This is a genomic window from Clostridium putrefaciens (assembly GCF_900461105.1).
Lineage (GTDB): Bacteria > Bacillota > Clostridia > Clostridiales > Clostridiaceae > Clostridium_L > Clostridium_L putrefaciens.
Genome location: NZ_UFWZ01000001.1, coordinates 355484 through 376408 on the forward strand (window position 1 = coordinate 355484; position 20925 = coordinate 376408).

The window sequence follows — 20925 nt, forward strand, 5'->3', positions numbered from 1 at the left end:
ACCTTCTATTAGTTAGAGGTGAAGGATTTTAATTTTATGCTATAATTATATTATTATAGAAGTACACGGAGCTTTTAAAACCGTACAAGCATTTTAAATATTGAGGGAGAGTAATGAAGGTAGGACAAATAGTCTTCGATAGGATAAAATAAGTTGTACATTAAAGATGTTTTAAAAATATGGCTTCAGCCTGCAAGATTGTGCCCTCAGTCCTAGGAGAAAAGTCGGGCGTTATAGGAGCTATTGCACTAGCCATGATGGAAACAGAATAAAGGTTAAGTAATATAAAAAAACTCTTGAAATTTAATTTTAAGAGTTTTTATCTTTTTCTTTTAGTGATAAATCATAATAAGTTCATTTTGAGTATATAAAAAGGGGAGTTGGTAATAATAAGGTTGTGATGTATATAAATAAAAGGGAAGGAGACACATATGGCTAAAAAAGGTATGAGAAGACCAGATCCAAAACAACCTCATGGAACAGAGAGCAACAAGAAACAAAACTTTCCTAAAGATTCAGTAGAGCCAGTTCCAGAAATTCAGGGAAAAGCAAAAACAGGTAATAAAAAGGCAAAACAGCCAGTAGAATTACACTAGATATAACACTTTATATCTAGCATTAATAAAGGAGGGAGAATGTGACAAAAGATAGTCAACCCGACAATAAAGTTGCTCGTGCTGAAAAATGTAATAATCAAATTCCAATTACTTCGGAAGTTGGAAAGAATAAAAATAAAACATCAAAAAAACAATCTATAAAAAGTGATTTACAATAACATAGAATAAATATAATTGTATTAGTGCAGGTATTGCAAGTTCTGCCCTTGCAAATCTACAATAATATAGAATAAACATCTTCCTTTAATATATATGGTTGATAAAAGTTATATAAAGGGAAGAGTTTTTAATATAACTACCTACCATTTTAATCATAAATGGTAGGTAGCTTTAATTCATTATGATATAATATTATTACATATGATGATAAAACACACTAATAAAGAAAGGAAGTGGACTATCTACCCTTTGTTTTAGTAGAGGGTAAGATTAATAGTATGAAAGCAGAAATAATAGCAGTTGGAACAGAATTACTACTTGGAGATATATTAAATACAAATGCTCAGTTTTTATCTAAACAATTAGCAATGCTTGGCATAGAGGTTTATCACCAAACAGTTATAGGCGATAATGGTGAAAGACTTTTAGAAGCCTTTGATGAAGCATTTAAAAGATGCGATGTTGTTATAACTAGCGGAGGACTTGGACCCACAAAAGATGATATAACAAAGGAAATGGCATCAAAGTATTTCGGAAAAGAATTAACATTAAATGAAGAGGAACTAAAAAATATAGAGCAGTACTTTAATAAGACAGGAAAAAAGATGACAGAAAATAATAGAAAACAAGCCTACTTCCCTAAAAATGATATCATTTTAAAAAATAACAATGGCACAGCACCTGGAGCAATAATGAAGGGTGAAAATGGAGGAATAATAATCGTATTACCAGGACCACCAAAAGAATTAATACCTATGTTTAAAGAAAGTGTGGTTCCTTATCTAAAAAACACCACAGATAGTACCTTATATTCTAAAATCATTAGGCTTTTTGGAATAGGTGAATCTACCATGGAAGATGAAATAAAAGATATACTAGAAAGTCAAACCAATCCAACAGTAGCGCCTTATGCTAAGGAATCTGACTTAATATTAAGGATTACTTCTAAGGCAAAGGATGAAAAAGAGGCAAAAAAGCTTATAGAGCCTTTAGAAAAGCAAATTACGCAAAGATTAGCTAAGTATATTTATGGAACAAATGAAGATACATTAGAGTCAGTAGTAGGTGAGAAACTTATAAAAGAAAATCTTACTATAGCTTCAGCAGAATCTTGCACCGGTGGAATGCTATCATCTAAGTTAGTTAATGTTCCATCTATATCTAAGGTATTTATTGAAGGTGCTGTAACTTATTCAAATCAGTCTAAAATGGGCAGGCTATCAGTAAAAAAAGAAACCTTAGAAAAGTATGGAGCGGTTAGCAAAGAGACAGCAATAGAAATGGCAGAAGGAATTGCTAAAAGTGCGAGGACAGATATTGGTATTTCAACTACAGGGATTGCAGGGCCAGAGGGTGGAACTAGTGAAAAGCCTGTAGGACTTGTATATATAGGGTTATATATTAAAGGAAATACTCTAGTAAAGGAACTTAATATAAAAGGAAGCAGAGAAAGAGTAAGAACTAGAGCTACTATGGAAGCTCTAAACTTTTTAAGACTAGAATTAAATAAGATACAAGTAGCAAAGTAATATAAAATAAGTATAACTAGCAAAATTAAAACAAACAATTTATAAATAGTAGGTAATAAATAGTAGGTAATAAATAGTGAATGATAAATAAGTTAAGGATAAACATAAGAACTATTTTATACTAACTAATTTTAAATTCCCCCAGTTATAAACTGGAGGAATTTTAGGAATTGTATGAAAAAGGGAAGAGAAATTTAAACAAGTATTTAAATAACTCTTTAATGTAATTATGCTCAATATACTATAATATATACATTATGGAATAGTATTTATTAATAAGCCAAAATAATAAATTTAAATCTTTGAAAGTTAGGTGATAATATTGAAACCTGTATTAAAGGCTAATATCTTTGCTCTAATAGTTGTCGTAGGACAAGTACTTGGGGGAATGATATTAGTACCAATATTTAAAACTATGAATTTAACACTACCCACACTAATGATATTGACCCAATTAATATTTTTATTAGTTCCTGCAATAATATATTTCATTGTAACTAAGGAATCAATTAAAGATACATTAAAGTTAAATCCAATAGGATTTGAACAAATTCTTATACTTATAGTTATAGTGCTATTAAGCTGGCCTGTAGCAGGATTTTTAGGTGGGGTATCTAATATATTTTTTGAAAACTTAGTTGGAGAGGCCTTTGAACTTTTAGATGGACTTTCACTTCCGTTTATGATATTTGTTATGGCGGTGATGCCTGCAATTTGTGAAGAAATAACAATGAGAGGAATAGTGCTTTCAGGTTATTCTAAAAAGAGTACATTAAAAGCAGCTTTAATGAGTGGTCTTATATTTGGGATCATACATTTAAATCCTCAACAGTTTTTATATGCATTTGCACTTGGAATATTATTTGCCTATATAGTTAGAATTACAAACTCTATATATGCAACCATGTTTTGTCACTTTATGTTTAATGGAACTCAAGTATTGTTATCTAAGTTAGTTTTAAGCATTCCAGGATTTAAAGAAGCAAGTGAAGCTCTTAAAACAGCATCAAAAATGGAAATCTTCAAATCGCTTATTCCACTTGGAGTAATAGCTATAATATCAATTATATTAATAGTGCTTTTATTAAAGCTATTAAAAAGAACAACAGATAATAAGCCAGCCTTAAATATTAGTAAAGTATCTAATGGAAATTATGATACTATAGAATTAGAAAATGAATCTATGATAAATATACCTTTTATTATCACAGTGGTATTTTATTGTATATATATATACATCCAATACTTTTAAAAAGGTATTATAAAACTAAAAAGAGACTTTCAGATTTTTAAAATGGAATCTATAAGATAGACAGTAAAAGCCTATCTATATAGATTCCATTTTATTCAACTGAAAGTCTTTGTTCTTATTTATGTTTATTATATTTAACTTAATGAATGAATTTGATTTAGCCTTACTTATTATAGACGATGCATATTTTAAATAATAGAATTAAGAGTTTTTAGTTAAATGCTTAAAAAATAATGCAACACCTACTGTAGTTGCCATAGCTATTCCAAGGCCTACCCCTAAGGTTAAACTCTTTTTGCTAATTAAGCCTAAGTCTTTTTTCTTGCTAGGGATGATAATTACGTTTTCTTCCATATTATAGCCTCCTATGAATTATATATTAGGTTGTAACAGGTACGTAAAATGAAATAATCAAATTAAATTAACCTATTATAATTATGGGTAATACTTCTTTATTATATTCAACATATATAAATAAGTTGTTCAAATAATCTTATCACATTTATCAGAAGACTCACACAACCTTTATAGTGAATTAATAATTTATACATAAAGTGATTCTTAGATTCAACTGGAGTTTGATTATAAGAAATACATCTCTCCATCTGAATTTTAGAAGAACTTATCCAGGGGCGTAGCAGCCGTCAGCCATAACCTTGAAGAGGATAGGCGTGTTACGGATGATAGCCATAGAATAAAAGGCTAATAAACTTGTAGATATTTTAGCTAAATTGTTTTATAAAATCAGATTTAATCCATCCTCTGCAGTTTATAGGGGAATCTGTATTTAAAGAAACTTCATACCAAGTACAATTCAAAAACTCTGATTTAATTATGATATTAACTCTAAGTGGTTTTTCCATGTAAATAATAAGAGGGCTATCAACGTAAGGGGCAATGTAAAGAGGTGTATTTTCTAATGTTATACCTTCTTGGAACTCTGATGCACTGTATTTTATTTTAATGTCTTTTAAATTAAATGGATATTTGTTAGACTTTGAAGACTTTCCTCTTAAAACATCATTTTGTTTACTTAAGATTAAAAGTTGTTTTCTTTGATTATCCAACTTTTCAGTTAAATAATAGTACATTGCTAAAGAGGCTAAAAGTATAATTACTATTAAAAAGAATAAAAACAATAAGCTCACTCCTAAAACTTATATTGTTACTTTATATTTATACTCTTAAGATGCAGAAATTTTACCATATGTTAAGAAATTTATATTAATTTTAGTATATAATTAACTTGTAGATAATGCTTGAACTTTAAATGCAGGTATTCATAAAATTATAGGCGGTGTAAAAATGGGTAAGATAGGAGTTGTATTTGCAGGTGGAGGAGGTAAAGGATCATATCAAGTAGGAGTTTGGAAGGCTTTAAAAGAGCTTGAGATAGATAAATATATAGATGGTGTATCTGGAACTTCTATAGGAGCCTTAAATGGTGCTATGTTTTTGCAAAATCGTTATGAAAGTGCTGAAAATGTGTGGTTAAATATATCACAAGAAAAGATGCTTCCAGTAGATAAAAGACTTATACTGAGAAATCTTATATTTATGGAGATATCTAGAAATAAGCTGGAAAATATAGTTCAATGGGCTGAAAGAGTGGAAAGGTATGGAACGGTAACAAGAGAAGGGCTTTTAGAAATAATTGATCAGAATATTGATTATGAGATTATAAAAAATGAAAAGCGACCTTTTTATATAAACTGTACAAGTGTACCAGATTTAGAATCAAAGTATTTTAAAGTAAATGGATATGAAGAAGAGGATATAAGATTATTATTATCAGCAACTACATCTATACCATTAGTTTTTAATAAGGTATTAATAGATGGAAAATATTATATTGACGGTGGTATGAAAGACAATATTCCAATAAAGCCACTATATGATGAAGGATTCAGTACAATAATAGTAATATACTTTCATAAAGAAAATCGAATAAATAAAGAAGAATATCCAAACGCTAATATAATAGAAATCTTACCATCAAAGGATCAAGGTGGATGGATAAGTGGTACATTAGACTTTACTAACTTTGGGTCTATTGAAAGAATAATTGATGGTTACAAAGATACGCTTAATATTTTTAAAAATGTATTAGATAGTTTTAAGCAAGGTGAAGATTTAGAGCTACACCTAAGAGATAATAAGAAGCCATTAGAAAGTAACCTAGAAGAAGGTTTGCAATATGAAACATCTATTAAAGATAATGTAAAGAGGATAAAGCATATGAGGGTAGTAGATAATAACCTTAAAAATGTTAGAAAGCTTAGAAGAATTAATAATAAAAAAGGCATTTTTCAAAAGCTTAAAGATATTACAATATTAAATAATAAGATTAAATAAGATTTTAAAAAGGTTAAGTTAAAGGAGATGCAAGATTATATATGAAATTTGAAGAAAATAATGAAATAGATAGTTTAAGAGAAATAATTGATAAAAGTAATAACATAGTATTTTTTGGTGGGGCTGGGGTATCTACAGAAAGTAATATACCAGACTTTAGATCAGAAGATGGACTTTATGGTAATGATACAAATAATATTTACGACCCAGAAGAAATGTTAAGTCATAGATTCTTTTTAAATCATGAAGAGGAATTTTTTAAGTTTGTTAGGGCTAAGATGATTTATCCAAATGCAAAACCAAACAAAGCTCATCTAGCATTAGCTAAATTAGAAAGCATAGGAAAACTAAAAGCTATAATAACTCAAAACATTGATGATCTACATCAAAAGGCTGGAAGCAAAAATGTTATTGAACTTCATGGATCTTTATATAAGAATTATTGTGTTAAATGTAAAAGACAGTATTCATTAGATTATATTTTAAAAATCAAAAGTATAGTTCCATTCTGTAGTTATTGCGGTGGAACTGTAAGACCAGATGTTGTACTTTATGAAGAGCCACTAAATAATCAATCTATGGAAAATGCTATTTCCTTTATATCTAAGGCTGATACATTAATTATAGGAGGAACTTCACTTGTAGTATATCCAGCGGCAGGACTGATTAGGTATTTTAATGGGGAAACTTTAGTCTTAATTAATAAGACCCCAACTAAATATGATAAGAAGTGTAATTTAGTTATAAGAGGAAGCATAGGAGAGAGTTTAGATAAGGCTATTAGGTAACATTAAATGTTAGCTTAGGTGGAACATTAGGTCTGTAATATAAAATAGTCCAATGGTATGATGTATTTTACAAGAAAAACACTTCCTAGTGTATCTACTTAAGATATAGTTAGATATAAATAGTAAATAGATGAAATTACAATATAATTAGCCTATACGGTATATAGTAGCCATTGCAGCAAGTTAATATCATGTTATTATAAATGAGCACTCGAGAGAGCCGCACAAGATTCATCAAAAGTTGACTACAATGTATAAAGAAATTAAAGTTTCTAAAAAAACTTGTTGACAACTAAGAAAACAGATGATATACTTACAAAGTACTTCGACAAAGAAGTACATGATCTTTGAAAATTGAACAGAAAAGATATACAAAGACCAGCAATTCTTTTGAATTATGTAATTGAGTAGATTAAACTTACTTAGAGAATCTAGATTCAGATATTCTGAAAATGGAAACTCACTCAGCAAAGCTGAGGAGTAAAAGTCCACGCCAAATCGAAGATTTGGAGTATACTTTTAAATTGAGAGTTTGATCCTGGCTCAGGACGAACGCTGGCGGCGTGCTTAACACATGCAAGTCGAGCGAAGTTATTCCTTCGGGAATAACTTAGCGGCGGACGGGTGAGTAACACGTGGGTAACCTGCCTCATAGAGGGGGATAGCCTTCCGAAAGGAAGATTAATACCCCATAACATAGCATTATCGCATGATAAAGTTATTAAAGGAGTAATCCGCTATGAGATGGACCCGCGGCGCATTAGCTAGTTGGTGAGGTAACGGCTCACCAAGGCCACGATGCGTAGCCGACCTGAGAGGGTGATCGGCCACATTGGGACTGAGACACGGCCCAGACTCCTACGGGAGGCAGCAGTGGGGAATATTGCACAATGGGCGAAAGCCTGATGCAGCAACGCCGCGTGAGTGATGAAGGCCTTCGGGTCGTAAAGCTCTGTCTTCGGGGACGATAATGACGGTACCCGAGGAGGAAGCCACGGCTAACTACGTGCCAGCAGCCGCGGTAATACGTAGGTGGCAAGCGTTGTCCGGATTTACTGGGCGTAAAGGGAGCGTAGGCGGATACTTAAGTGGGATGTGAAATACCCGGGCTCAACCCGGGTGCTGCATTCCAAACTGGGTATCTAGAGTGTGGGAGAGGAAAGTGGAATTCCTAGTGTAGCGGTGAAATGCGTAGATATTAGGAAGAACACCAGTGGCGAAGGCGACTTTCTGGACCATAACTGACGCTGAGGCTCGAAAGCGTGGGGAGCAAACAGGATTAGATACCCTGGTAGTCCACGCCGTAAACGATGGATACTAGGTGTGGGGGATACCAATCCTCCGTGCCGTCGTTAACACACTAAGTATCCCGCCTGGGGAGTACGATCGCAAGATTAAAACTCAAAGGAATTGACGGGGGCCCGCACAAGCAGCGGAGCATGTGGTTTAATTCGAAGCAACGCGAAGAACCTTACCTAGACTTGACATCTCCTGAATTACCTGTAATTAGGGAAGCCCTTCGGGGCAGGAAGACAGGTGGTGCATGGTTGTCGTCAGCTCGTGTCGTGAGATGTTGGGTTAAGTCCCGCAACGAGCGCAACCCTTATTGTTAGTTGCTACCATTTAGTTGAGCACTCTAGCGAGACTGCCTGGGTTAACCAGGAGGAAGGTGGGGATGACGTCAAATCATCATGCCCCTTATGTCTAGGGCTACACACGTGCTACAATGGCGAGTACAACGAGACGCAATACCGCGAGGTGGAGCAAAACTCAAAAAACTCGTCCCAGTTCGGATTGTAGGCTGAAACTCGCCTACATGAAGCCGGAGTTGCTAGTAATCGCGAATCAGAATGTCGCGGTGAATACGTTCCCGGGCCTTGTACACACCGCCCGTCACACCATGAGAGTTGGCAATACCCGAAGTCCGTGTGCTAACGCGTAAGCGAGGCAGCGGCCGAAGGTAGGGTCAGCGATTGGGGTGAAGTCGTAACAAGGTAGCCGTAGGAGAACCTGCGGCTGGATCACCTCCTTTCTATGGAGAACTGTATTAAGATTATAGCTAGTCTATAACTCTTAATACTAGCTGGAATTTATCTTTCTGTTCAATTTTGAAAGATCAAGTATCTTTCATGAAATGAGCTTCTCATTATATGAGAAGTAGCATTGAAACATCTCCTTTTGGAGATGAAAGCGACCATCTCAAAATCGTAGATTTTGGATGTCTGCTTTTGTTCTTTGAAAACTGCATATGGTTTAAAAGCAAAGTAAAACTTTAAAAAGAAAAATCTTTTGTAAGATTGAAATGATAACTCATTGATTATTTACTAAGCTTTAATTGTATTTTAATATGATTAAACTTTTAAAAACTCTCTGAGTGAAGTTAGAACTGAGTAATACGAGGAAGCAACGAAGGAGGAGCGGAATTTACTAATGTAAATGAGCACCAGACTGAGGCAGCTAACGAAGTAGTGCGAAGGTTATAACGAACGAAGGTCAAGCTACAAAGGGCACATGGCGAATGCCTTGGCATCAAGAGCCGACGAAGGACGCGATAAGCTGCGATAAGCTTCGGGTAGCCGCAAATAGGCTGTGAACCGAAGATTTCCGAATGAGGAAACTCACATGGGTAAACCCCATGTATTGTATACTGAATAAATAGGTATATAAGGGTACACCCAGGGAACTGAAACATCTAAGTACCTGGAGGAAGAGAAAGAAAATTCGATTTCCCGAGTAGCGGCGAGCGAAAAGGAAAGAGCCCAAACCAGAAATTTATTTCTGGGGTTGCGGACAGATCATTAACATGGCGGTAATTTTAGTCGAATACAACTGGAAAGTTGAGCCACAGCGTGTAATAGCCACGTAGACGAAAGGATAAAGCCTAAGATCTGATCCAGAGTACCACGAGACACGTGAAACCTTGTGGGAAGCAGGGAGGACCACCTCCCAAGGCTAAATACTACTTGATGACCGATAGTGAAGAAGTACCGTGAGGGAAAGGTGAAAAGAACCCCGGAAGGGGAGTGAAATAGAACCTGAAACCGTGTGCCTACAACCGGTCAAAGCACCTTATGTGTGTGATGACGTGCTTTTTGTAGAACGAGCCAACGAGTTACGATATGTAGCGAGGTTAAGTACTTAAGGTACGGAGCCGAAGGGAAACCGAGTCTTAATAGGGCAAATAGTTGCATGTCGTAGACCCGAAACCGGGTGACCTATCCATGGCCAGGTTGAAGCAGAAGTAAAATTCTGTGGAGGACCGAACCAAATTGGTGTTGAAAAACCATGGGATGAGCTGTGGATAGCGGAGAAATTCCAATCGAACCCGGAGATAGCTGGTTCTCCTCGAAATAGCTTTAGGGCTAGCGTCGGATGTGAGTAGTGGAGGTAGAGCACTGAATGGGCTAGGGGCCGTATAGGTTACCAAACTCTATCAAACTCCGAATGCCACATACTATTAGTCCGGCAGTCAGACTGCGAGTGATAAGGCCCGTAGTCAAAAGGGAAACAGCCCAGACCATCAGCTAAGGTCCCAAAGTATAGATTAAGTGGAAAAGGATGTGGGATTTCAAAGACAACTAGGATGTTGGCTTAGAAGCAGCCACTCATTAAAAGAGTGCGTAATAGCTCACTAGTCGAGAGATCCCGCGCCGAAGATGTTCGGGGCTAAAATCTATCACCGAAGCTATGGGTGTACATTTATGTACGCGGTAGAGGAGCGTCCTGTACTGGCTGAAGTCGTACCGAAAGGAGCGGTGGACGGTACAGGAGTGAGAATGTTGGCATAAGTAGCGAGAACTAGGTGAGAATCCTAGTGGTCGAAAATCTAAGGTTTCCTGGGGAAGGTTCGTCCGCCCAGGGTTAGTCGGGACCTAAGCCGAGGCCGAAAGGCGTAGGCGATGGACAATCGGTTGATATTCCGATACCACTATGTAGCGTTATTACCAATGGGGTGACGCAGGAGGATAAGATGTGCTAGCTATTGGATGCTAGTCTAAGCACTTAGGGAGTCTGGATAGGAAAATCCGTTCAGGCAATTCTGAGGTGTGATGGGGAAGGTCATTTTGACCGAAGTATCTGATTCCACGCTGCCAAGAAAAGCCTCTAGGGAGCAAAGTAGTGCCCGTACCGCAAACCGACACAGGTAGATGAGGAGAGAATCCTAAGACCATCGGAAGAATTGCAGTTAAGGAACTCGGCAAATTGACCCCGTAACTTCGGGAGAAGGGGTGCCTACGCAAGTAGGCCGCAGAGAATAGGCCCAAGCAACTGTTTAGCAAAAACACAGGTCTCTGCTAAAGCGAAAGCTGAAGTATAGGGGCTGACGCCTGCCCGGTGCTGGAAGGTTAAGGGGAATGCTTAGCGTAAGCGAAGGTATGAACTTAAGCCCCAGTAAACGGCGGCCGTAACTATAACGGTCCTAAGGTAGCGAAATTCCTTGTCAGGTAAGTTCTGACCCGCACGAATGGCGTAATGACTTGGGCACTGTCTCAACTGCAAATCCGGCGAAATTGTAGTGCCAGTGAAGATGCTGGCTACCCGCGATTGGACGGAAAGACCCCGTAGAGCTTTACTGTAGCTTAGCATTGAATTTCGGTATTGTCTGTACAGGATAGGTGGGAGACTGAGAAACTGGGGCGTCAGCTTCAGTGGAGTCATCCTTGGGATACCACCCTGACAGTACTGAGGTTCTAACGGATACCCATGAAACTGGGTGCCGGACATTGTTAGGTGGGCAGTTTGACTGGGGCGGTCGCCTCCTAAAAAGTAACGGAGGCGCTCAAAGGTTCCCTCAGAACGGTCGGAAATCGTTCGAAGAGTGCAAAGGCAGAAGGGAGCCTGACTGCGACACCTACAAGTGGAGCAGGGACGAAAGTCGGACTTAGTGATCCGGTGGTACCTCGTGGGAGGGCCATCGCTCAACGGATAAAAGCTACCTCGGGGATAACAGGCTGATCTCCCCCAAGAGTCCACATCGACGGGGAGGTTTGGCACCTCGATGTCGGCTCGTCGCATCCTGGGGCTGAAGTAGGTCCCAAGGGTTGGGCTGTTCGCCCATTAAAGCGGCACGCGAGCTGGGTTCAGAACGTCGTGAGACAGTTCGGTCCCTATCCGTCGCGGGCGTAGGAAATTTGAGAGGAGCTGTCCCTAGTACGAGAGGACCGGGATGGACTGACCTCTGGTGTACCAGTTGTCACGCCAGTGGCATTGCTGGGTAGCTATGTCGGGACGGGATAAACGCTGAAAGCATCTAAGCGTGAAGCCCACCTCAAGATTAGATTTCCCATAGCGTAAGCTAGTAAGACCCCTTGAAGAACACGAGGTTGATAGGTCAGAGGTGTAAGTACAGTAATGTATTAAGCTGACTGATACTAATAGGTCGAGGGCTTGACCAAATTATTTTAAACCATATGCAGTTTTGAAAGAACAAGTTCTTTCAAAGATCCGGTGATTATGGCTTAGTGGTAACACCCCTTCCCATTCCGAACAGGATGGTTAAGCACTAAAGCGCTGATGGTACTGCAAGGGAGGCCTTGTGGGAGAGTAAGTCGTCGCCGGGTTAAAACTTTGGCTGGATAGCTCAGTCGGTAGAGCAGAGGACTGAAAATCCTCGTGTCCCTGGTTCGATTCCTGGTCTAGCCACCATGATAAAAAGTCTAGTTAATACTAGGCTTTTTATTTTTGCATAAATATTTATATTAAAGTACCTACTTTAAAGCAAGTTATAACTTTTATTACACATAAACATAATAATTATCTAATTAAATTGATTATTACAAACCATCCTTTATTGGAACTTTAATGAATAATATCAACTTTTTTAGGCGATTTTATTGACAAAAGCTTGAAATTACCTTATTCTAAATTAGAAGTAAATCCAACCTATGTTTTCAGAAACCAACCTTTAATGACATAATGTAACATTATATTTAGATTTCTATATTAGACTTAATAAAAACATGGTGAAAGGTTAAAGTTGATGCAACATGTGAAAACGGTTACGGATTTTACACTTAATTTATATCATTTAAGCCTAAATATGCAACTAGAAGTGGGATAGTAGCAGGATGGAATAAGGGTGGAAATATTAAAAATACATATGCTGTGGGAACAGGAACTAAAGGATCTTTAGGTATTGCAGGAATATATAAGGATGCCTTTTATGATAAGAATCTTTTAACGCCTAATAGTTCACATAATAATGGAGTAGGCAAAACTACTGTAGAAATGCAACAACAAAAGTTTGTAGAACAATTAAATACTAATACATTAGAGGGAATCATGTGGGTTAAGGTTGATGGAAGTTACCCAGAACAAGTTAAAGGTGAAGTAGTAAGACAACCTGAAGTCCAAAAAGAGGATAGTGAGTCTATACTAGAAAGTATTAAGAAAGTTAATGAGGTAAAAGATAATATTTCCAATAGTTTAAAAGATACTAAGGATCCTTGGGCAATACTGTCTGTAGTAGCCAATGGTGATAGAGAAAGTTTAACAAATAAAGATGAATTCCTAAAAGAAGGCTATGAAATCATGGCAAGTAGTAATAATATATATGAAATAGAAAGAACTATTATCGGATTAAGTTCTATTGGAATTGATGTGTCAAAAATATCTAATGGTATTAATACAGTTAATGGTTTAGAGGCTTTAGCTAATAAGAACTTAGCATCATTAGTAAATGCAACTATATTTGGTCTTGTAGCTTATGATTCTGGTGAATATATACTGCCACAAAATTCAAAGTATACAAGAGAACAAATTATTACTATGATTTTAGATAAGCAAAGTAAAAAGGGTGGATGGGCATTAGCTGGTCGTGGAGAAGATGTAGATATGACTGCAATGGCTATGCATAGTTTAGCTCCATATTATGTGGCAAAAGATGCTAAAGAAGCTGGCCTAAGTGAAGAGGTTTACAATAAGGTAAGTACTTCCATTGGGAAAGCAATTAAGTTATTAATAGATATGCAGTTAGAAGATGGTTCATATAGTTATGATAAAACAGCAGCAGGATCAAATTCTAACTCTACAGCTATGGTAATTAATACTTTAAGTGCTTTAGGTGTAGATTCATTAAGAGATACAAAGTTTATTAAAAATGATAAGAATGTTGTAGATGGATTATTTAAATTTATCGTAGAAGATGGTACAGGATTTGGATATAAGGATAATAAACATAACGGAATGGCAACAGAGCAAAGCTTCCGTGCATTAGTTTCCTACTCTAAATTCAATGAAAATAAAGAAGCATATAATATTTATAAAGTTGGAAAGGATTTAGTAAACAGTGGACAAGCTCCAACACCAGAAGTTATACCAGAGGTTATACCAGAAGTTATACCAGAAGTTATACCAGAGGTTATACCAGAAGTTAAACCAGAGGTTAAACTAGAAGTTAAACCAGAGGTTAAACCAGAAGTTAAACCAGAAGTTATACCAGAAGTTATACCAGAAGTTATACCAGAGGTTATACCAGAGGTTAAACTAGAAGTTATACCAGAAGTTATACCAGAGGTTAAACTAGAAGTTATACCAGAAGTTATACCAGAGGTTATACCAGAGGTTAAACCAGAAGTTAAACCAGAGGTTAAACCAGAGGTTAAACCAGAGGTTAAACCAGAGGTTAAACCAGAGGTTAAACCAGAAGTTAAACCAGAGGTTAAACCAGAAGTTAAACCAGAAGGGAGAATTTTACTTCCACGAACTGGTGGACTTGGAGGTTTACCATTTCTTATGACTGGAGTTATGTTTATATTAGCAGGGTTTGGAATAAAACTAAAAAGAAGATAAAGATCAACTAATATAAGTAATAGTTAAAAGGTTGATTAGGAAATTATATGCCCTACTTAAGTTTACTTATATAAGTAAACTTAAGTAGGGACAAAGTTTTAATGGGGACTTTAATGTGAAATCTTTGTTCTTTAGTGGTTAGAGTATAATTTTAGTAGGCAGAACTAGTATAAAAAACTATATAAATAAAAGGAGATGCAAAAACATCTCCCCAATACATAAATTATCCATTATAATTAAGTTGCAAACACAAAACTGAATGGAGTTGAATTTATGTATAATGTTAGTTTAAATGAAAACGGCTTAACTTTCAAGGAAATAGAGAAAAAGATTTATAAGATAGTTTGTGATGAAGCCTGCAATGTTTTAAAAAATGTGTTGGAAGCTTTAGATGAAAAGCTACTTAAAGAAAGAGAGATTAAAGTATATAGAAATAAGGGACTTAAAAAGACTTGTTTAAGAACGATTATGGGGGATGTTGAATATTCAAGACGTATCTATCAGTTTGAACTTGAAGATGGTAAAACAGCTACTAAGTTCCTTTTAGATGAGTATCTAGGCATGGACACCATAGGTAATGTATCTATAAATCTTGTAGAAACTATTTTAACTAACGTGTCAGAAGTATCTTTTAGAAAAACAGCTGAAAATATAAAAACAATGTGTAATCAGGAAATTAGTGCTCAAGGAGTTTGGAACATAGTTCAAACGGTTGGAGAAAAGATAAATGAACTAGAAAAGCGTAAGATTGAACTAAATGAAAAAGGTGCGTTGAAAGGCGAAAAGGAAGTACCAGTGCTATTTCAGGAGCAAGACGGTGTATGGTTATCCATTCAGGGAAAAGATAGACCAAAGGGTAAGAATAGAAAAAAAGAACTTAAATTAGCAGTATCTTATACAGGTTGGAAGTTGCGTCCAGGCAGTAAAAAAGAATATGTTGTTATTGATAAAACTGTTTGTGCAAGTTTTAATAGTTCTAGCCACTTTAAAAAAGTTGCGGAAGCAACCATTGCTGAAAAGTATAATGTTGATGAAATAGAAACTAGGATATTAAATGGAGATGGTGCAAAGTGGATAAAAGCAACCTGTGAAGATCAAGACATACACTTTCAACTGGATCCATTTCATATAAGCCAAGCAATTATTAGAAAAGTAAGTGATAAAAAAGAACAGAAAGTCTTACTTAAGTTATTTAGGCAAGGGAAAGTTGATGAAGGGTTGGAAAAAATTGTTAACATGATGATAGAAAATAATAAAGATGAAGTTGTTTTTAAAAAGCTTACAGAGCTATATGACTATTTTGTACATAATAAAGAGGGCCTAGTTCTATATAAATTAAGAGACAATATAACTATGCCTACGGCACCCGAAGGGATAGAATATAGGCAATTAGGGACTATGGAACATAACATTTGCGATGTGTTAGCACATAGAATGAAAGGTAGAAAAATGAGCTGGTCTATTAATGGAGCCGATAACTTATCTAAAATTTTAGCAGAAAAGTTTAGCAATAGATTATTTAGTACCTTGGATAAGATCTATAAAAACATTATACCGAAGGGCGTTATAGATACTGTAATTCGTGAAATACCTTTATCCGCTTCCGCGGTTAATAAAAAGGGTACGAAATCTAAAGAATATAAGATACATACCGCGCCTATTCCTTATAGTGGAGCCGCGGTTACCTTGGGAAGAAAAGTAATACAAAAACTTTGTGGATTAAAAGGATTTGGAGATCTTAGTTACAATTAAGAATAAAAATGGGTAGGGTAAATTATAAATACCCCATGTAAAATAATGGATAATAAATTAAATAAAATAGTTGCCCACTTTTACTTGACTCAAACTCTTTAGTGATTGTTCTTTAACACCCTAGGGTATTTATGTTAATATAGTAGTATCGCAACAATTTAAAGCGAAATAATATTATTTTAAGGAGAGTTATTATGGAAAATAAAGTTTTAGCTAGAGTTGGGGATGTAAGCATTACTCAAAATGACGTAGAAGAAACAATGAAGAGATTTCCAAAGGAAAGACAATCTTACATAGATTCAGAGATTGGAAGAAAACAATTATTAGAGCAAATAATTTCTTTTGAACTTATGTATAAGCACGGAAAAGAACTAGGATTTGATAGTGATAAAGAATTTTTAGATCATGCAAATAAGATGGAAAAGGAATTATTAACTCAATTCACTATAGCTAGGGTTTTAGCTGAAACGCCTATTACAGATGAAGAAATAGCATTATTTTATGCCGAAAATGGTAATATGTTTAAAGAAGAAGAGTCAGTAAGTGCTAAGCATATCTTAGTAGATTCTTTAGAAAAAGCTAAGAAAATAGAAGAAGAAATGGCAAATGGATTAAGTTTTGAAGATGCAGCAAAAAAACATTCATCTTGTCCATCTAGCCAAAATGGCGGTGACCTTGGAAACTTTACAAGAGGAAAAATGGTTCCTGAGTTTGAAGAAGCAGCATTTAAATTAAATGTTGGAGAGATAAGCGGACCTGTACAAACTCAATTTGGATATCATATTATAAAAACTGAACAAAAATCAGAACCTAAAGTTAAGCCATTAGAAGAAGTTAGAGATATTATAAAAGAGAATCTTTTTCAAGAAAAACAAAACAAAAAGTATATGGATATGACAGAAGAATTAAAAATAAAATATAATGTAGAATATGAGAAATAATTAAATCTCAAGAGAAGTTTGAACACAAAGATAATAAGATAAATAAAAAAGGTGCCTTTATAAAAAAGGTACCTTTTTTTATTTTCTTATTGAAAATGTCATACATAAGCGCTTAATAGTAATTAAAATTTAGAAGATATTATTCTTCTAAGTTTTCTAAACTTATATTTACCCATATAATAATTATTCTTTTCAACTTTACCAAGGAAGTTGTCCATATCTTCAATAACGGCCCTCCTACTGATTTCAAAAATATCAGTATCCTCATTGGTATATTCATCTAGGATTCCTATAGCACCTTTATAACCTAGGTTCTTCGCTATCTTTTTTGATTCATCATTACAAGAACCATAAGGATAAGCTATGTAGTTAACAGGTTTACCTATTATCTTTTCTAGAATAATCTTTGAATCTGATAATTCTTTTTCTTGATCTTCATTAGATAAAGTAGAAAGATCTTTATGGGTTACGGTATGAGATCCTATTTCTACCCCATTTTCACTTAACTCTTTAATCTGTGAAGAAGTTAAGAAGTAATCATCCTTATCTGTTTTATCAGTTTGTACAAAAACTGTAGCCTTAAATCCATATTGCTTTAATAGAGGATATACCTTGGTGTAATTATCTTTGTATCCATCATCAAAGGTCAATACTACACTTTTTTTAGGAATCTTTTTACCTGAATTAAGATGATCATATAGCTCGTCTAAGGTTAAAGTTTTAAAGCCATTAGCTTTTAAATATTTTAATTGTTTTACAAAGCACTTTTTACTTATAGTTATTTCAGAAACCTTAGTTTCTTGAACGGAATGATACATTAAAACAGGTATTTTATCTTCAAACTTTTGATAAAATGTAAAGGATACAAGTAAAACTGATATAAGAGAAAGGGTTACTAGTAACAAAGTTTTATGATGAAAAGATTTTGTTGATGATTTTGTTGTATTTTTAGACTTCACATTAACACCTCCAATAATCAAAAAAAGTTTTAATAAAGAATATATTCTTTATTAAAATTAAGTCAATATCCATTACAATTATAAACCTAAAATAACACCATAAAAATTACAAAATAGTAACGTTTGTATTAAACATATTAAAAGTGTCAGAAGGTTTAAGCAATTATGCTCATATTAATAGGTATAACACTCAATAAGAGTGTTATTACTTGACAGTAAATTTAATTATTTATATACTCTATTTATTGCATAAAATCAACTAAAGTGATAGGATTATAAATTGAAATATAAACTTTCATATAACTAGGAGGTGCTGGATTGACCAGTAAAAGTAAAAAGTCATATATAGAGACACTTATACCGATAATTATACTATTTGTATCAACGACAGGATGGTATTCATTAGATTATGTAGGGATGAAAGCCTTTTGGATAGGGTTTTTCTTATTATCATTTACCTATGCGTTTTTAATCCTAAAAGATTTTAAGTGGAATACGGGTATAAAAAGGCTAGTAACTAATAGGTATAATATAATTCTTATCCTATACACTTTATGGGTTAGCATAAGTTATTTATATAATTATAATGGACGAGGATCATTGTTATATACATTTAAAGTTTGGTTTATGATTATATTTTATGTGATTTTAACTGAAATTTACATTGATAATATAACAAAAGAAAATAAAAAGATTTTAATACATAATATATCAAAATATATATTCATATTAGGTGTATTCCATTCAGTTATAGGACTATATCAATTCATAACTTTATCTAATAAGGTTTTTGGAGTAGTTATAAGTGACTGGCATCCTTACAATCCAGCAGCTATGTATGGAAACGTAAATGGATTTGGAACTTATCTTTTTATATCAATTATATGTGGATTTAATTTATTTATAGAAGGATTAAATAAAAAGAGTAATAAGTACACCACATTTTTATTAATATTTCAAATGTACATGATATATTTAACAGTATCTAGAACAAGCATCGTATCTTTAATTGCATATTTTATATTTATTCTTATTCTGTTTTTTATTAAAAAGAAAGAATTGTTAGTTAAAATATTTTCTAAAAACAATGTTATACTATTTATAATATGTAATTTAATAATGCTTTCAATTATAAAGCTTCCACAGCATAGAGGATACATCAATGAGTTACTTCATAAGGAGACTGTTGAGGAAGAAAGAACAGCAGAAAATATGTTGAAGGAAAAAAACAGCAAAGGCTTTAATAATAGAAGTATTATATGGAATGCTGTAGGTGATAATTACACAGAATACATTTGTTTTGGAGATGGATTAAAATACAATGTTTTGGATAGAATAGATGTGATAAATGTTATAAGTGAAAGAAGTGAAGGGGTAGATAGAATAAGCTATCATAACACTTTAGTTAGGTATTTTGCATCTAATGGAGTACTTGGACTTGTGCTATTTTTAGCAATGTATTTTGCTATACCACTGAAACTTTTTATTAATATGATAAAACGTAGAGAAGTAGAGATGGAATCCTCCATTATAATTATTTTATTAGCTGTAACATTTATGTACATGCAGATGGAAGAAGTTTATATGGGAGAGATAGGGTTTATGTCTATAATAACTAACCTTGTATTAGGTTACGGAAGTACCCTTTTAACAAGGAAATAGGGGTGAAGTTAATGAATGTATTATTTATAGGCGTAAGATGGGATAATGAAGAAGATATAACCTCAGCGCCTCAAAAGATAGGGAATATTCTTTATAATAGACTTTCTAAAGATAAAGAAGACTTTTATTTTTATGGATTACAGACAGACGAGTCACCAGGCGAAAATGTAGAATTTCAAAATATAAATGAAAGAGAAGCAAGAGGGGATTTAAAGCATATATCTTCTTATATAAAAGATAAAGATATAAAGGTCATATATATTGCAAGGTACCACTCAGCCATTGCTCTATATGCTATTTACCTAAAGTTTAAGCATAAGGTTAAAATAGTTTACACAATGCATGGATTGGTGAAAAAAGAAAAGACTATAAATGGATCCTTTAAGGCAAGGCATGTTTTTATTGAAGGAGTCTTCTTAAAAAGATGTGATAAAATAATAGCCGTCTCAAAAGACTTAAAATTAGAAGTTCTAAAGTATTATCCTTTGCTTTTAGAAGAAAACATTGAAGTTATAAATAACGGTGTAAGCATAATATCCATAAAAGAAGATATAGATATAAGAACTCTTTATAATATTGAATCAGATAAAAATATATTATTTACTGTAGGAGTAAGGAAGATAAAAAACATAGATATAATATTACAAAGCTTTATAAATAATAAAGGTCTTTATGAAAGTTCTTATTTGTTAGTAACTGGAGAAAAGGATAGTGAGTACGCTATAGACATAATGGATAAGTATGAAGATTACGATCACATAGTATTTACAGGATATGTAGATACTAATATGATGAATAATATATATAATCAAATGGATGTATTCATTCAAATAAGTGAGTTTGAAACTTTTGGTATGTCTATAGTAGAGTCACTTCTTCATAAAAAACATGTTATAATATCATCAGATCTTCCTATTGCAAAATATTTTAACCAGGATGAAGTTAGATTTTATAATAAGAATGAAGATGATTTATCTTTATTAATATTGGATAGCTTAAGAGATGATGATATAAATCAAAAGGGATACGAAAAGGCTAGAGAGTTATTTCATTGGGATAAGATTAAAGAAGATTATTATAATTTGTTTATGAAATTGTAGTTTATAGGATATATAATATT

The 20925-nt window shown here is 34.0% G+C and carries 14 protein-coding genes, 1 tRNA gene and 3 rRNA genes; 15 read left to right on the forward strand and 3 right to left on the reverse strand.

Going from position 1 to position 20925, the window contains the following annotated elements:
* The first annotated feature begins 431 nt into the window (after positions 1-431).
* The 4 genes from DY168_RS14575 (at position 432) to DY168_RS01695 (ending at position 3557) form a co-directional block, all read left to right on the forward strand.
* On the forward strand, positions 432-596 hold the full coding sequence (locus DY168_RS14575; protein WP_172556232.1) for a hypothetical protein: 165 nt from the start codon (positions 432-434) through the stop codon (positions 594-596).
* Positions 597-637: 41 nt separating this feature from the next.
* Positions 638-775, forward strand: a complete 138-nt coding sequence (locus DY168_RS14580) for a hypothetical protein (protein WP_172556233.1) — start codon at positions 638-640, stop codon at positions 773-775.
* Between the two features lie 279 nt (positions 776-1054).
* Positions 1055-2305: a competence/damage-inducible protein A gene (locus DY168_RS01690; protein ID WP_115640192.1), complete on the forward strand. Its 1251-nt coding sequence runs from the start codon at positions 1055-1057 to the stop codon at positions 2303-2305.
* A 322-nt stretch (positions 2306-2627) separates the two neighbouring features.
* Positions 2628-3557 carry a CPBP family intramembrane glutamic endopeptidase gene (locus DY168_RS01695; RefSeq protein WP_115640193.1) on the forward strand — a complete coding sequence of 310 codons (930 nt, stop codon included), beginning with the start codon at positions 2628-2630 and terminating at the stop codon, positions 3555-3557.
* Between the two features lie 201 nt (positions 3558-3758).
* Here the strand turns inward: DY168_RS01695 and DY168_RS14585 are convergent, their stop codons facing one another.
* Both DY168_RS14585 and DY168_RS01700 read right to left on the reverse strand, forming a co-directional pair.
* Entirely contained in the window at positions 3759-3911 is a 153-nt protein-coding gene (locus DY168_RS14585) for a hypothetical protein (RefSeq protein ID WP_172556234.1), read from the reverse strand.
* 368 nt (positions 3912-4279) lie between these two features.
* The gene (locus DY168_RS01700) at positions 4280-4696 is read right to left on the reverse strand and encodes a hypothetical protein (protein WP_115640194.1); all 417 of its coding nucleotides are present in this window, start codon (positions 4694-4696) and stop codon (positions 4280-4282) included.
* 166 nt (positions 4697-4862) lie between these two features.
* Between DY168_RS01700 and DY168_RS01705 the strand changes: the two genes are divergently transcribed.
* The 9 genes from DY168_RS01705 to DY168_RS01745 all read left to right on the forward strand — a co-directional run bounded on the left by DY168_RS01705 (position 4863) and on the right by DY168_RS01745 (position 17184).
* On the forward strand, positions 4863-5912 hold the full coding sequence (locus DY168_RS01705) for a patatin-like phospholipase family protein (RefSeq protein ID WP_115640195.1): 1050 nt from the start codon (positions 4863-4865) through the stop codon (positions 5910-5912).
* A 41-nt stretch (positions 5913-5953) separates the two neighbouring features.
* Entirely contained in the window at positions 5954-6700 is a 747-nt protein-coding gene (locus tag DY168_RS01710; RefSeq protein ID WP_115640196.1) for an NAD-dependent protein deacylase, read from the forward strand.
* A 520-nt stretch (positions 6701-7220) separates the two neighbouring features.
* Positions 7221-8732, forward strand: a 16S ribosomal RNA gene (locus DY168_RS01715).
* Positions 8733-9191: 459 nt separating this feature from the next.
* Positions 9192-12096 (forward strand): 23S ribosomal RNA (locus tag DY168_RS01720).
* 48 nt (positions 12097-12144) lie between these two features.
* Positions 12145-12261 (forward strand): 5S ribosomal RNA (gene rrf / locus DY168_RS01725).
* Together the 16S, 23S and 5S rRNA genes with 1 tRNA gene alongside form the textbook arrangement of a ribosomal RNA operon.
* Before the next feature lie 9 nt (positions 12262-12270).
* Positions 12271-12346: transfer RNA gene (locus DY168_RS01730), tRNA-Phe, on the forward strand.
* A 459-nt stretch (positions 12347-12805) separates the two neighbouring features.
* Complete coding sequence (locus tag DY168_RS01735) at positions 12806-14491, forward strand: prenyltransferase/squalene oxidase repeat-containing protein (RefSeq protein WP_115640197.1); 1686 nt, start codon at positions 12806-12808, stop codon at positions 14489-14491.
* A 273-nt stretch (positions 14492-14764) separates the two neighbouring features.
* On the forward strand, positions 14765-16243 hold the full coding sequence (locus DY168_RS01740) for an ISLre2 family transposase (RefSeq protein WP_115640198.1): 1479 nt from the start codon (positions 14765-14767) through the stop codon (positions 16241-16243).
* A gap of 194 nt (positions 16244-16437) precedes the next feature.
* On the forward strand, positions 16438-17184 hold the full coding sequence (locus DY168_RS01745) for a peptidylprolyl isomerase (protein ID WP_115640199.1): 747 nt from the start codon (positions 16438-16440) through the stop codon (positions 17182-17184).
* A gap of 122 nt (positions 17185-17306) precedes the next feature.
* Here DY168_RS01745 and DY168_RS01750 read toward each other — a convergent pair whose 3' ends face one another.
* Positions 17307-18143 carry a polysaccharide deacetylase family protein gene (locus DY168_RS01750; RefSeq protein WP_115640200.1) on the reverse strand — a complete coding sequence of 279 codons (837 nt, stop codon included), beginning with the start codon at positions 18141-18143 and terminating at the stop codon, positions 17307-17309.
* Positions 18144-18461: 318 nt separating this feature from the next.
* On the opposite strand from DY168_RS01750, the gene DY168_RS01755 reads away from it, so the two are divergent.
* Both DY168_RS01755 and DY168_RS01760 read left to right on the forward strand, forming a co-directional pair.
* Positions 18462-19805 carry an O-antigen ligase family protein gene (locus DY168_RS01755; protein ID WP_115640201.1) on the forward strand — a complete coding sequence of 448 codons (1344 nt, stop codon included), beginning with the start codon at positions 18462-18464 and terminating at the stop codon, positions 19803-19805.
* A gap of 11 nt (positions 19806-19816) precedes the next feature.
* Positions 19817-20905 (forward strand): glycosyltransferase family 4 protein, encoded by a 1089-nt coding sequence (locus tag DY168_RS01760; RefSeq protein ID WP_115640202.1) that lies wholly within the window; start codon positions 19817-19819, stop codon positions 20903-20905.
* Positions 20906-20925 lie beyond the last annotated feature (20 nt).